General features: G+C 60.8%; 14 protein-coding genes. 5 read left to right on the top strand and 9 right to left on the bottom strand.

What is annotated here, in order from left to right:
* Positions 1-142: 142 nt before the first annotated feature.
* The 9 genes from AB4Y81_RS11030 to AB4Y81_RS10990 all read right to left on the bottom strand — a co-directional run bounded on the left by AB4Y81_RS11030 (position 143) and on the right by AB4Y81_RS10990 (position 8,372).
* The gene (locus AB4Y81_RS11030) at positions 143-595 is read right to left on the bottom strand and encodes a VOC family protein (RefSeq protein WP_441995855.1); all 453 of its coding nucleotides are present in this window, start codon (positions 593-595) and stop codon (positions 143-145) included.
* 147 nt (positions 596-742) lie between these two features.
* Positions 743-1,492 (bottom strand): SDR family NAD(P)-dependent oxidoreductase, encoded by a 750-nt coding sequence (locus AB4Y81_RS11025; RefSeq protein WP_441995854.1) that lies wholly within the window; start codon positions 1,490-1,492, stop codon positions 743-745.
* A 136-nt stretch (positions 1,493-1,628) separates the two neighbouring features.
* The gene (locus AB4Y81_RS11020) at positions 1,629-2,663 is read right to left on the bottom strand and encodes a Gfo/Idh/MocA family protein (RefSeq protein ID WP_441995852.1); all 1,035 of its coding nucleotides are present in this window, start codon (positions 2,661-2,663) and stop codon (positions 1,629-1,631) included.
* A gap of 29 nt (positions 2,664-2,692) precedes the next feature.
* Positions 2,693-3,880 (bottom strand): MFS transporter, encoded by a 1,188-nt coding sequence (locus AB4Y81_RS11015; protein WP_441995928.1) that lies wholly within the window; start codon positions 3,878-3,880, stop codon positions 2,693-2,695.
* Between the two features lie 124 nt (positions 3,881-4,004).
* Positions 4,005-4,997 (bottom strand): Gfo/Idh/MocA family protein, encoded by a 993-nt coding sequence (locus tag AB4Y81_RS11010; protein WP_354627740.1) that lies wholly within the window; start codon positions 4,995-4,997, stop codon positions 4,005-4,007.
* Positions 4,997-5,896 carry a sugar phosphate isomerase/epimerase family protein gene (locus tag AB4Y81_RS11005; protein ID WP_441995851.1) on the bottom strand — a complete coding sequence of 300 codons (900 nt, stop codon included), beginning with the start codon at positions 5,894-5,896 and terminating at the stop codon, positions 4,997-4,999. The genes AB4Y81_RS11010 and AB4Y81_RS11005 overlap by 1 nt, the downstream gene beginning before the upstream one ends.
* 4 nt (positions 5,897-5,900) lie before the next feature.
* Entirely contained in the window at positions 5,901-6,467 is a 567-nt protein-coding gene (locus AB4Y81_RS11000; RefSeq protein ID WP_039240957.1) for a VOC family protein, read from the bottom strand.
* Positions 6,464-7,459 (bottom strand): LacI family DNA-binding transcriptional regulator, encoded by a 996-nt coding sequence (locus AB4Y81_RS10995; protein WP_018778617.1) that lies wholly within the window; start codon positions 7,457-7,459, stop codon positions 6,464-6,466. Before AB4Y81_RS10995 ends, AB4Y81_RS11000 begins: the two co-directional genes overlap by 4 nt.
* Entirely contained in the window at positions 7,452-8,372 is a 921-nt protein-coding gene (locus AB4Y81_RS10990; RefSeq protein ID WP_275779126.1) for a Gfo/Idh/MocA family protein, read from the bottom strand. The genes AB4Y81_RS10995 and AB4Y81_RS10990 overlap by 8 nt, the downstream gene beginning before the upstream one ends.
* A 206-nt stretch (positions 8,373-8,578) precedes the next feature.
* Between AB4Y81_RS10990 and AB4Y81_RS10985 the strand changes: the two genes are divergently transcribed.
* The 5 genes from AB4Y81_RS10985 to AB4Y81_RS10965 all read left to right on the top strand — a co-directional run bounded on the left by AB4Y81_RS10985 (position 8,579) and on the right by AB4Y81_RS10965 (position 13,341).
* Positions 8,579-9,226 carry a bifunctional 4-hydroxy-2-oxoglutarate aldolase/2-dehydro-3-deoxy-phosphogluconate aldolase gene (locus tag AB4Y81_RS10985; RefSeq protein WP_018778619.1) on the top strand — a complete coding sequence of 216 codons (648 nt, stop codon included), beginning with the start codon at positions 8,579-8,581 and terminating at the stop codon, positions 9,224-9,226.
* Complete coding sequence (locus AB4Y81_RS10980) at positions 9,226-9,768, top strand: AAA family ATPase (RefSeq protein WP_275779123.1); 543 nt, start codon at positions 9,226-9,228, stop codon at positions 9,766-9,768. Before AB4Y81_RS10985 ends, AB4Y81_RS10980 begins: the two co-directional genes overlap by 1 nt.
* A 312-nt stretch (positions 9,769-10,080) precedes the next feature.
* Entirely contained in the window at positions 10,081-11,499 is a 1,419-nt protein-coding gene (locus AB4Y81_RS10975; protein ID WP_441995848.1) for an MFS transporter, read from the top strand.
* Between the two features lie 127 nt (positions 11,500-11,626).
* The gene (locus tag AB4Y81_RS10970; protein WP_441995927.1) at positions 11,627-12,439 is read left to right on the top strand and encodes a sugar phosphate isomerase/epimerase family protein; all 813 of its coding nucleotides are present in this window, start codon (positions 11,627-11,629) and stop codon (positions 12,437-12,439) included.
* Positions 12,440-12,552: 113 nt separating this feature from the next.
* Complete coding sequence (locus tag AB4Y81_RS10965; protein WP_018778623.1) at positions 12,553-13,341, top strand: SDR family NAD(P)-dependent oxidoreductase; 789 nt, start codon at positions 12,553-12,555, stop codon at positions 13,339-13,341.
* Positions 13,342-13,449 lie beyond the last annotated feature (108 nt).

Genomic DNA, 13,449 nt, shown 5'->3' with positions numbered 1-13,449 from the left:
CCCGCAAAACACAAAAAGCAGGCCCTGTGACCGTCGCCGACGGCTCACGGGGCCTGCTTTTGCGCAACATTGAGCGGAGCTCTTGCACCCCCGAAGCAGTCGGGGGTGGCGGGGCCGGCGCGTCATTCAGCCGGCGGGCGCCTTACGTGTCCTGGCTTGGGCGCCAGTCCGGCGGCTGAATCAGCTCCACACGATTTCCGTCAGGATCGAGGAGGTAAACCAACCACCCGCCGGCAATGGGGCCCGAGGTCGGGGCAACGGGTTCAGACACCGCGCTGTAACCCAGCGCTGTCATCCTGGCGTAAACCTCTCGAACGTCAATGTCTGTAAAGGCCAGGTGAGCTGTGCCCGGTTGCGCCCGTGTTGGATCAACTGCTGGCAGTAGCGGTTCGGCATGTGCTAGTTCCAGCCGGAAGGATCCGTCGCTGGTAGCGAGAAGCATGGCTCTAACGGTCACGTCAGGACGGCCGTAAAGTTCTCCGATATATGGTCCCGACGTCCAGGCATCCAAACGCGCCAGTCCGAGGCCATCCACATAGAATCGCTCGCTCCGCTCCATATCCGTGACGTGCAGGGCAGTGTGGTGATGTCGCATTATGTGTCTCCTTCGTAGGTCAGGGACCCGTCTCTGACTGCTCAATGACCTTCCTGGATGAGGGCAGCCCTATGCCGTTGATGTTGCTCCGGGTGAGTCAAGGGCACACAGCCACGGGCCGCCAATGGACAAGCTCTGTCGGGAGTCTCAGGTTCCTATTCCCAGATGTGCCCCGCCGGCCACGTCCAAGGACACCCCCGTGATGTAGCGGTTGTCGGGATCTGAAAGGAACAGGATGGCCCGGGCTACTTCATCGGGTTCAGCGAACCGGCGCATCGGCAGCTGCGCTGCCCTCTTCGCTCGGTTGGCTGCAGCGTCCGGACCGGAATCCCGGGCAAATTGTGCCCACATGGGTGTGTTCACCGGTCCTGGTGCGATCGCGTTTACAGAGATTCCATTGGGTCCGAGCAGTTCGGCAAAGGACCACATGATGTGGAGGACGGCGAGCTTGCTCGCGTTGTAGGGCAGGTAGTTGAGGCGTGATTCTTTGGCCGCAACTGAGGACAGGACCACGATGGAGCCGGCCGTGCCGGTCGCAAGCATGGATTTTGCGGTCTCCCGGACCATGGTGAAGGTCGCGGTGGCGTTGATCCTCAGGATGGAGTCGAACTCTTCGGTGGTTGTTTCCATGATGTCCGGGGTGGGGCCGAGCACTCCTGCTGCATGGATGAGGACATCAACACGGCCGTGTTGGGCTTGGATGTCCTGGATGACCGTAGCGCATTGTTGTTCCGAGGTGATGTCGAGGGGGTAAAACGCCTCCAAGGACTGGTCCTCTTTGGGGGAACGATCGGCGCCGATGACCCTGGCTCCGGCGGTTGTGAGTGCGGTGACCGCGGCGTCGCCGATTCCTCCGCTTGATCCGGTTACCAGGACCACTTGGTCTTTGAGGCTCATCGATTCTCTCCGTTCCGGGTGCAGCTCGAGCGCAGTGCTCGTGCGGTCGGAGTGTGAGGTGCTGGTTTCATGTTCATTTTCCTTACTCGATAATGCTCGGTTCGGCGGGTCGACCTTTGATCGGTTCGATTGGTGCTTAGGGGGCTGGCACCTCCGGAGCGCCGGAGGCCGAGGCCGCCTGAACGGCGTCGGCGATTTCCGTGGCGCGGAGCGCCTGGGCAAAAGTAACGGCAGGCGCGTCACCCCTGCAGAACCTCACGGCTGCTGCTGCCTGGCGCAGGAAGAGGTCCGAGGGCTCGAAGTATTTCTCCTGTTGTCCGCCGTCACGGTTCCACACGTGAAGGGAATCGTTTGACCACAACATACGGCCGCCAGTGGCCAGAACATCCACGGTGAGGCTCCAATCTCCTTGGTTGAGCCCTTGGGGTTCCTGCCAGGGAGACCAGTAAGTCTGCAGAGTGAACACCACGCCAGACGGGAATTCGAGCGTGGAAATGACGTGTTCCGGTACCGGAGACCCGTAAAGGCTGCTGCTGACGCTTGTGGCAAGGACTTTTGGGTCACCCTCGAACCACGAAGAGACCAGTTCGATGGCATGAATGCCGTTTACCACCGCAACGCCGCCCTCACCCGGATCAGCGCGCCATGAGTCGATCGTCTCCTTGTGGGCGACCGATCGAACGTTGACAGCGATCACGTCGTTGTCTCGGATCCACTCGGAGAGGAGTTCGACGGCGGGATGCTGATGGAGTGTATACCCCACCATGAGTCGTTCGTTCACTCCTGTAGCGGCGGACACGACGGCGGCACCTGCTGTATCTGCCGCCACGGGCTTTTCCGTCAGCACCCGGAATCCCCTGTTCAGCAAATCTGCACAGATTTCCGGTTGCAGAGTGGTGGGTAGCGCGACGACGACCAAGTCCAGTTGATCAGAATGAAGGTCCTGGATGCCGGGCACCACGCGCGCGCCCAGCTCGTCAGCCAATGAAACCGCCCGTTCGTCCTTCTCCACAAGGTGGGTGACGTTGGCGCCCACCTGGGCGAAAGCCCGGGCATGACGGGATCCTGCCCACCCGGCCGCGCCCACCACGGCGACGCGCGGGGGCTGTGTCGCCGTCGTCATGATGTCGGACGCGCAAAGATCAGGCCCAGGGCCATAAGCGGTGCTCATGTAATCTCTCCTTTGAGTTGCTTCGGAAATTAGTGAATCGGTTGCTTGGAACGGCGGCACCAGACTGTGGTGTCTTCAAGCATGCGTGGTTTGTTGACCATGATGGCCCCTGCCACAAGCACCAGGAGCCAGACACCGAGCATGCCGAACGAGGGCAGCCAACCATCCCCGGGAGTGTGCAGGAGCGCGAAAAGGAACGGGCCGACGCTTGCGAGGGCATAGCCGGTTCCTTGGGAAAACGCAGACAGACTTCCTGAACCGGACTGCGTTCGTGTTCGCTTATTGATCATGATGAATGCAAAGGAATAGGCGCCCTGGCCCAGCCCGGCAATGACGACCCACAAGGCTGCCGAAGCTGGCGGCGCCATCATGATTCCGCCGTAGCCTAAGGCGAAAGCTACGACAAACAGGACGGCAACAGGTAGTGGCCGGGACATCCTCACAACAACCATGGGCACAATCAAAGCGACCGGCAGAGCAAGAATTGAATAGAGCGCCAGCATGGATCCGGCAGTTTCCTGGCTCAGTCCTCTGTCAACGAGGACAGCCGGGAGCCAAGTGAGCGCCGCAAAAGTATTGCTGGAACAACCAGCAAAAACCAATGCTGTGCCCCAGCCGATAGCTGATCGCCACGGTCTGACTCCATTCGCAGAAGGCAACTGCCTGCCCTCCGCTGCATGTTCCCCCGAGCGGGCAACGGTCCTTCTGGCCACAAGAAGAATCAGCCACGGGACCGCAGCCAACGCGCTGAGGGCAGCCCAAATACCGATGGAGAACCGCCAGCCATAAAGTGCATCCAAGGGAATGGCGAATTGGGCGGCTACTGCCGTGCTGACACCCAGGAGTGTGACGTGGATCGCTGCGAGCAGCCCGATTCTGTCTGGGAAGTACTTCGCCAGGAGAGGTGGAGCCACGACATTGACCAGACCAATCCCGAGCATGGCGACACAGGTGAACACCAGGAATGCCAGGACATTCCATCCCACTGCGCGGCCTAGCTGACCCAATGTTGTTAGCAGGATCGCAATCACCAGGAGTTGCTCCAACTGGAGGCGCCGCAGGAGCGGAAGGGCAGCGAAGCCCACCACTGCGAAGCTGGCGGTCGGCAGCATTCCGAGAATTCCTGTGGTCAGGGCGTCAAAGGGAAGGTCCGTGCCAATTCGGCCCAAGAGCGGAGACGCCGCCGAAACCGCTTCGCGAGCGCTAAAGGCAACCAGCAGGATGCCGGCAAGGGCGGTGAAACGCCCACGAAATGACCGCTTCCCCGCTCCGAAGACTTCCGGTGCATCCCTACGAGCACGAAGGAGAGCGATGGTGACACCTCCTTACGTGAGTAAAGATTCAGCTTGCGTTGACTGCGTGGCTCGCCCATTCGCGCCCCGTTTGCTCCTCTGTGGGCAGGCCGGCCGCGGCGAGGATCTGGTCCAGCAGGCGCTGGGTGCGTACTGCTTCGCGGCCTGAAGTCAGCGGCTGGGCCCTGTCGGCCACCCGGTCCAGGAAATGGTGAACGGCGGCTGAGAATCCGAGGGTGTCTGTCGCAGTAGCCCAGCCGTACGCTTCGGCGCTGAGTTCCCGTGAGGTAGTGACGCCGTTGATAGTGGTGGAAACTGTTTCGGGCGCCCTGACTTCGACGGTCTTCCCGTCACCGTAGGCGTCCAGTTTCTCGTTCCATGCTCCCGCTGTTCGGGCGGCCATCAGGACGCCGGTGTTACCGGTGCTGAAGCGGATGGTCGCTGCGATTCCGTCTTCTTCCCAGGGATCTTCACCAGCAGCGTGGGCGGCGACGTGCTCAGGTTCGCCCCCGCAGTACCAGCGCAGGAGATCGACCATGTGGATGGCGTTCTCGAACGTTGCACGGTATTCGGATCCAGGGCGGTTCTTTTGGGCAACGCAGAAGGTGGCGCCTTTGTCGCCGAAAGCCTCCCGGCCGGCCGTGTAGACGGGTGCATAGCGCCGGTTGAAGTCAACCATGAGTATCCGTCCCCGCTCGTCGGCGAGGTCTGCCAAATGTTCTGCCTCAGCTGTCGCTGGGGCAAGCGGTTTCTCGCAGAACACGTCCACGTCGCGGTTGAGGCAAAGCTCGACGGCGTGGGCGTGCTCGGAGCGCGGGGTCAGCACGAACACTGCATCCAGTTCCTGCGCGGCCAGCATCTCCTCCACTGTCTTGTAGGCGGCGTTGAAGCCCCAGCGCCGGACCAGGCCGCTGGGATCTTCGCGCCGGGAAACCAAGGCGGCCAGCTCGACGTCGTCCCGTTGGACGAGGGTGGGCAGTTGCGCGATGGTGGCGATGTTGCCGGCGCCGATAACTCCGACACGGAGGCGGTTGGTGTTCATCAGGCGTTCCTTACTTCGGCCAAATCAGTGAGCATTGAGCGCAGGACTGCGGCGGATTCCCGGAATCCATCCTCGGGGGTGGGGAGATCTTGCGGGTGCCAGCGGTATTCGAGTTCGATGCTGAGTACATCGTCGTAGCCGTGCTTCAGCAGTGCGGCGAGAATCGGGGACCACGGTACAACGCCGCTTCCGACCACACGTGACCGGACTGCACGCTCTGAGGCGTTGACCCTGGCCGTCTCCGAGGCTCGGAAGGTCGCCGTCGGGTCGGTGAAGACAAGGTCTTTGACGTGGACGTGGCCGATCAGGTCACCTTGGACGGCGAAGGCCTCTTGGTAGCTTTCGTCGTGCGTGAAGGTCAGGTTGGCCTGGTCGTAGAGCACGCGGACGGAGGGCTGGGCAATTTCCCGGACGAGTGCCGCGGTGTCCGCTGCGGTCTGGGTCATCGTGCCGAAGTGGTTCTCTACGCAAAGGCGGACGCCGGCTTGATGGGCTTCGGGCGCGAGGGTCTCCAAGGCTTTGCGCAACTGCCCCCACCGCGTAGCGTGGTCGGTGTCTCCGGGGTGCCAGGAGCCGGCGTAGACGCGGACCCTGTCAGCCCCGAGCAGTTGTGCGGTATCTATGGCTCCACGAAATTCGTCGACGGCTTTGCGCCATTCGGCATCGTCCAGTGAGTTGATGGCGGTGGTGTACGGCGTTAGTCCCACAATGGGGATGCCTTCGCCTTCGGACGCTTTGAGTGCCTCCGCCGCGGAGTGCCGGTCCCCTAGGGGCAAGCCGGACTTGTAGTCGTCCTGGTAGATGACTTCTGCCGCATCGAGCCCTGCGGCCCGGAAGAGACTAAGTGCTTGGGGAACCGTGTGGTTCGGGGTGCCTAGTGTATGACCCGCTAGCCGCATTGTTCTATGTCCTTTCTGAAGTGTGTGGAGCTGCTGCCCAGTCCATGGGACCGACCAGTCGGGGAGGGGCCGGGACGCGGGATCGATCCACGATTTCCATCAGCAGGCCCCAGGGGGTTACGAAATAGGTCCAACGGTTGCCGGCTACGCGCGGGCTATCGCCGGCAACTTCCTTGCGCTCACCGAGCACACGTACTCCAGGCGTTTCCTGCAGCACGGCAATGGCTTCATCGACGTCATCCACAACGAAGCACAGGTGGTGCCCTCCGGCGTCGCAATGCCTCGGTGGCGTCTCGCGCCGCTCAGCACTGCTCCACTCGAAAAGCTCGATATTGAGATTCGGTGGCAGCCGCAACATGGCGAGCGTGAGCTTGGCATCTGCCGGGACTTCAAAGTTCGTGGGCATGAACTCTTCGTCCGGCCCGCGTTCGGAGCGGTATAACTCTTCAGCTCCAAGAACGTCGACGAAGAAGCGAATGCCTTCTTCAAGGTTGGGAACCGTCAAACCGACGTGGTCCGTGTGCTGGAGCCCCGGCAGAGGCCGAAGCTTCTGCTCCTGCGCCCCGCTCATTTGCGGAGCTCCGAGGTGGAGCCGCGGACCAGAAGTTCGGGTTCGAGGACGATATGGTCCACGGAGCCGTCAACATTTTGCTTTTCAGCCAATTCGATGGCGATGTGTCCCATGTCAGCGATCGGCTGCCGCACGGTTGTCAGTGGTGGGTTGAAGCGGGCACCTAGAGCGAGCCCATCAAACCCGATGACCGACACGTCTTCCGGTACCCGAAGGCCACTTCGGCCGAGCGCCGAAATCACCGCGAAAGCCACCATGTCGTTGGCTGCAATGATCGCTGTGGGTGGATTGTCCATAGCCAGGAAATGCTCCGCACCGCGCGTGCCCGCATCGAGGTCTGACCCGCTGTCGAGCACGACAGGTGTGCTGCCGCTTTGGGCGGTGAGCTCCAGATAGGCGTCCATCCGGTCCTGGGCCGTGTGTGTGCCGGCGATACCGGATACGTATCCGATCGAGGTATGCCCCAGGGAATGCAGGTGATCCAACGCCAGCATGATTCCTTTGCGGCTGTCAACGGTAACCGTTGGAACGGAGTCGTCGCCTTCCACGCGGTCAATCACCACAACCTTGTGGCCGAAGGCGAAACGCTTCAGCGCCTCGGTGTCCACCTTTGTGGAGGGTGCCACAATCCCGAACGGGGCATACATCGCCTGCATGGCCGTGAAGTATCCATCAGATTTGGCAGGGTCGCCGTTGGTGACGCAGAGCATGAGCTGGTAGCCGCGCTCGTCAGCTGCTTGTGTCATCGTTTTGGCAAGTTCCGCGAAGAACGGGTTCGTAATGTCAGGGACGATCAGAGGAATGATGTTGCTGGTCTTGCGACGAAGCGCCTGTGCCAGCGGACTCATGGTGTAGCCAAGTCCCTCGGCAACCCGAAGGATATGCTCGCGCGTTTCACTCTTCACAGCCTCAGGGCGTGAGAACGCCCGGGAGACGGTTGACCGGTGAACCCCGGCGGCTTTAGCGACGACGTCGATACTCAAGTCAGGCATGTTCTCTTCCTCCGTGCTGATCGTCATAGGCCCGCCAAATGGGGCGCATGACATCTTCGAGCTGGGCCAGCGTTGTCAGGCCCTGGAATCCATCTTCCAGCGTCCGGGCGACACTTCGGACAAACGGATCGTAGAGTGGGTCGCTGTCGACATTAATCTTGTCCACTTCCGTGGTGCCGTCCGTCGACGTGAAAGTAGCTGTGCCGTCGGAATCAACGGCGGCAAATCCCGCTTCGCCGACCGATGTGAAGCTGCAGTAACGCTTCAGCGGCGAGCCCGGGAATGCGTAGCCGACTTCCACGATGGTTTCGCGGCCCTCGGGCGTAGTGAGGATAAGGCTCGCGTGATCCTCAATATCTTGGCCGTGAAGAACCGATGAGAGCCGGGATTGCACCTGCAGCTCTGATTCGCCGGTGCCCCGTAGAAACAGGTCAACAAAATGAGGGGCCAGGTTGGCCAGGCAGCCTCCCCCAGCCTTGGAAGGATCGAGCATCCAGGGATTGGCATTGTGGAGGTACCGGGATGGCGGACCAGCAATGAACGAGGACCGTTGATAACTTGGCCGGCCTGCCTTGGCGAGCCATTGGTCCGTCGGGCCGCCACGCTGCACCAAGGGCACCGTGGCCGGTACGCCAGCTGCTTCGGCGGCCTGACGCACGGTGGACAGCTCGCCAAGGGAGGTGCCCAATGGCTTTTCCACGACGAACGGAATATTCCGCTCGATCAGGGCCATGCACTTTTCTGCCATACCCTCGTGGGGACCAAACACATAGGCGAGTCCGACGTCGGGCAAATCCACCAGTTTCTGCCAGTCAGCTTCAACCGGCGCTCCCCAGCCGTCTGCCAGTTTCTGCACCTGCAAACGGGAGACATCATCGTCGCCTACTGCGATCATGTCGTGTTCTTCGGCCATGGCCTGTGCGCAGAGTGGAACATGCCAATGGGATGCACCAAGAATAATTGTTCGTACTTTAGTCAACCGCAATACCCCCTTGTATGAGATCGGTTGCTGAGATCGGTTGCAATAACACTATGGATGGTGGGAGAGTTTGTCAACGAAACATCAATAGAGCCGGGTTTGGCTGGAGCAAAGAGCCACCCGGCCGGAGAGAGGGCATCATGAATAAGAAACTTCGTACCCTGCAGACCATCGACGAGTCCGGGGCCGTCCTTATTGTGCGACTTGAGAGCGCCGAGGTTGCCGAGAAGGTCGCGGAGGCTGCCATCGAGGGTGGCTTCCGGGCATTGGAGATCACCCTGTCGATTCCCGGGGCCGTCGAGGTGATCCGGCGCCTGGCCGCAAAGCATGGACCAAGCGGAGTGGCGGTTGGTGCGGGAACGGTTCTTGACGAGCACTCCGCGTACGAATGCATCCGGGCTGGCGCCGAGTTCCTCGTCAGCCCCCAGTTGAACCCTGCGATGATCCGGACCGCGAACCGCTATCAGGTGCCAACCATCAGCGGAGCCTTCACACCCACGGAATTCGTTGAGTCCGCCGAGGCAGGAGCTGACATCCTCAAGCTCTTCCCCACCGAGGCCGGCGGGGTGGCCTACGCAAAGGCAGTGCTCGCACCTCTGGCGCACCTGCCGATCATGCCTGCAGGTGGCGTCACACTGGAAAATGTTGGCGAGTGGTTCGCCGCAGGCGTGGCGGGCGTCGGCGTGGGCAGTTACGTTACCAAGGCATGGCAGCCTGACGGGGACTTCACCCGCGTCACCGAAGCAGCCCGGGCCTTCCTCGCAGCAGTAGCAGAGGCACGCGGATAATGTCTCCCCAGGTCTTCATCGTCATTGGACCAGCCGGCTCAGGGAAAACAACCATCGCGCAACAAACGGCTGAGAAGCATCAAGCGGCTTACCTGGACAAGGACCGGGTGAGCGGCCGCTTCGTCGAATTCGCACTGACCGCCACGGGGCATGACCCGACCGACCGCGAGTCAAACGACTACTATCGCGCCAATCTGCTGCCCCTTGAGTACGAGACCCTCATGGATGTGGCAGGAGTAAACCTGCGCCTCGGCCGCTCCGTAGTCCTCGACGCCCCCTTCGGGGCCTATTTTGACGATCCGGGCTACCTGACCCGTGCGGCAAATGACTTCCACTGGCCCTCTCCCGAGATCACCGTGATACGAGTCCGGGTGCCCCAAGACGTCCTGCGTTCGCGACTCATCAAGCGTGCTTTGGAGCGCGATAACTGGAAGCTCGCACACTGGGATGACTACTGGGCCACTTACGGCCGCCTCGAATGCACCTGGTCAGGTGTGCAGTTTCAGGACTTCGACAACGAGGCACCACTTTCCCTCGATTGATGCAGCCTAGCGACGGGCCGTGAGTGGCGTTGGCATGGGACGAAACGTCGCTATTGTGCATTGACAAAGATCACATTCCATCCGTATTGTTGAATGCAACCGATCTCAGCAACCGATCTCATTCGGAGCCTGGAGGTTTGTGAAAGCTTTCTTCGCTTATTGGCAAGCAGCGCCGCCCGCCCCGCACCGGCCGCCTCCCCTGGCATTTCGTCAACCGGTCGGACGCACTAACAGGCGGCCCGGCCCCGCACACCAGGTGCCCAGATCCAGCACTATAACCAAAGCGCTAAACGTGAAAACATGGAGAGTTCAATGAAGACCTCAAAAGAAGCAGTCGGCAGTCCCGACACTTCGGGGCGTCCCGAAACGTCCAAACATCCGCGCCGCACCCTGAACCTGATTGCAGGCACGATCGGCCACTTCGTTGAGTGGTACGACTGGTACATCTACGGCCTGCTCGCAGCGGTATTCTCGTCGCAGATATTCCCCAGCGACTCCCCGTTCGCCTCCCTGATAGCCGCACTCCTGACGTACGCCGTCGGCTTTGTTGTACGGCCTCTTAGCGGCATCATCATCTCGCCACTGGCTGATCGTTTTGGACGGCGGCTCATCCTGACTCTATCCGTCTCCGGGATGGCGCTCGGCTCACTCATCATCGGCCTCACACCGTCATTTGCGAGCATCGGCTATGCGGCACCCGTCCTCTTCCTGGTTGCCCGCGTCATCCAGGGCATTTCGGCCGGCAGCGAAGGCCAAAGTGCCATCGCGTTCATGGTCGAACACGCTCCATCGAACAGGCGAGGCTTGTTCGGTTCCTTCACCAATATGGCAAGTGGCCTTGCAACCCTGGCAGCTACGGGCGCCGCAGCGATGGTGACGTCATCGTTCTCCACCGCCGATCTCGCCGCATGGGGATGGCGCATCCCCTTCGTTGTGGGCGGCTTCCTCGGCATCGTCGGCCTGATCCTGAGGGCCCGGGCTGAAGAGACCCCCGAGTTCGAAGCAGAAGCCCTTGTCGACCAGAAGTCCGCTGCGGCGCGCCTGATGGATCTGCTTCGCGAGCACCCGAAGGCCCTGCTTCAGGCAGCTGCACTCTCCGCACCAGCCGTGGCCTACTACACCTGGGCCACCTTCCTTCCCACGTACGCCAAACTCACCAGCGGCCGGGACCTCTCCTCCACACTCGCCGGAAGTGTTATCGGGCTGGCCCTGCTGGTGGTTATCGTGCCGACATGCGGCGCACTCTCTGATCGACTCGGCCGGCGCAAAATCTTCCCAATCATCGGCGCCATCGGCATGATCGTTCTCTTCTACCCCTTGCTCCTGCTCCTCAACCAGCCGGGATTCTGGGTATACGTCCTGGTATCGGCCTCCGGGTGGGTAGTTCTCGGCATCTGGCAGTCGGTCTATCCGACCATCCAGGCCGAATTGTTCCCGGCTTCCGTCCGGGTATCAGGCATCGGTTTCGCGCATCAGATCGTGATTGCCGTCTTTGGTGGAACCGCACCTCTGATCGCTGCCGCATTTGTCGGAGCCGGGCAGCCGATGCTCGTCGCCGTCTACATGATCGTCGTCGTCGCATTGTGCCTCGTCGTCTACTTCACGCTGCCGGAGACCGGCAACCGCGGTGACCGTTCCACTGTGGCACTGGCAGACTCTGAGGTACTCGAAGGCGAAAAGTTGGTTTCGGGCACCACCTCGATGGTCGACGTCTCCCGGCACTCCAAATAGACGGTCGGTTCGGAGCTGCGGCAGTTCGGCCGCAGCTCCGCGGCAGCTCAGAATTTATAGTGCGTTATGAAGGGAAGCTTCTTTCTCCATGGCGCGGAACTGAGAGGACTTCTCCTACGTGAACAGCATGATTATCAATACGTTTTCATATCTTTGGTCAGCGACGGCGATCGATGCGATAGCCGAGCTTGTCGACAACGGCTACAAAACGTTCGAGGTTCCAGTCAGTTCTCCGCACTGCTGGCCGGATGAGTTAGCAACCTCCGAACGCACGGCCATCCAAGACAGGCTCAGCCGGTACGGTGCGGAAATACGGTCCTTGAACGCTGGCGGATATGACATCAACCTGGCCAGCCCCGGGGCCAGCATGCGCCGCAAAAGTATTGATCACATCAAGTCGGTAATTGACTTGGCGGCCGCTTGGGACGTCGCTGAGGTCGTGATCTCCCCCGGCACCCGCCGTCCTATGATCTCGCCCTCGCTCGAAAGCGTCCACGGATGGATGTATGAAAGCCTGGAAAGTCTCATCCCGGTGGCCAAGCAGGCTGGCACACGATTGCTCTTCGAAAACACCCCCTACTGCTTCACTCCCACAATCCAGGACTTGGCAGGTGTCGTCAGCACGATCAACGACGATTCTGTCAAGATCGTCTACGACGTCGCCAACGCCGCCTTCATCGGAGAAGATCCCGTCGCCAGTCTGCGGGACCATCACCAGGCCATCGGACTGGTGCACATTTCCGACACCGGCGTGGACACTTGGGGTCACGACCCCATCGGCACGGGAGTCATTGACTGGGCTGGGCTGGGCGACGCCGTCAAGGACACATGCGGCGTCGGGAATGTCGTTCTGGAGATCATCCGTGAGGACAATCCAGTCCACGAATTTGCGAAAGCGATGCAGGACCTCAAGAACCACGGATGGGAACTGGAGAGTTAACTCCTTCCGCCGGAAACCGGGCTCCACCAAGAATGTATTCGAGCACGGAAGAAACCAGCATTATAGAGGTCTAATTTATCAATGCGAAAAAACCTGAAAGAGGAGTTTGTGTAATGAGGGCTTTGGTCAGTGGCGGAAGCAGCGGAATCGGCGCTGCAGCATCCCTGAGACTCGCGGAGGCAGCCCTTGCGCGCGGGGAGCAGCCAATGATTGCAGTCTGCGGACACGAATCAAACAGCAGCCAAGAGCAGGTTGTTCGTTCAATCCAGGCTGTGGGAGGCACCGCCATCGCACTGGCAGGTGATCTCGGCGACCCCAACGTGCCGAGCCAGCTGGTCAAAGCTGCCGTTGCAGAATTCGGTGGCCTGGACGCGTTGGTAGCCAATGCCGGAATCGCCAACCCCGGACCCATATGCGACGTCTCCCTTGAAGACTGGGACGCAATGTTCTCCGTCAACCTGCGCGGCCCATGGCTTCTCGCCAAAGCAAGCTACCAGCACCTGAAGGACAGCCACGGCGCCGCCTGCTTCACCTCATCCATGTCCGGTCAACAACCACACGCGGGATCCGGCGCCTACAGCCCAAGCAAGGCCGCGCTGACAATGTTGGCCCAGACACTGGCATTGGAATGGGCACCCGACGGCATCCGCGTCAACGTAGTCTCCCCCGGCATGACCCATACCCGGATGACCGAAAAAATGTATGAAGATCCCAAAATCAAGAAGGCGCGAGAGGAAATTATCCCGCTCGCAAGAATAGGAGATCCGATGGACATCGCCAACGTGATCGAATTTCTCGTAAGCCCACTATCCGGCTACGTCACCGGTCAGGATATCTGCGTCGATGGCGGCTTCTCCAAGTCCATTCTTAGCCATATCCCCGGACGACCCAGCTCGAAATAGCAGGCCTGAAGGCGGTCATGGGCCCGCAGTGGCTACCTGCGGCCCATGACCTTCAGACGACCGAATCGTCTCCAGAACAAACACGGCAGGCAATGAGGCGCCGAAACT

Source organism: Paenarthrobacter sp. TAF1 (assembly GCF_052113825.1).
Lineage (GTDB): Bacteria > Actinomycetota > Actinomycetes > Actinomycetales > Micrococcaceae > Arthrobacter > Arthrobacter nicotinovorans.
The sequence above is the reverse complement of the archived record's forward strand: the minus strand, read 5'-3'. Positions and strand labels throughout refer to the sequence as shown.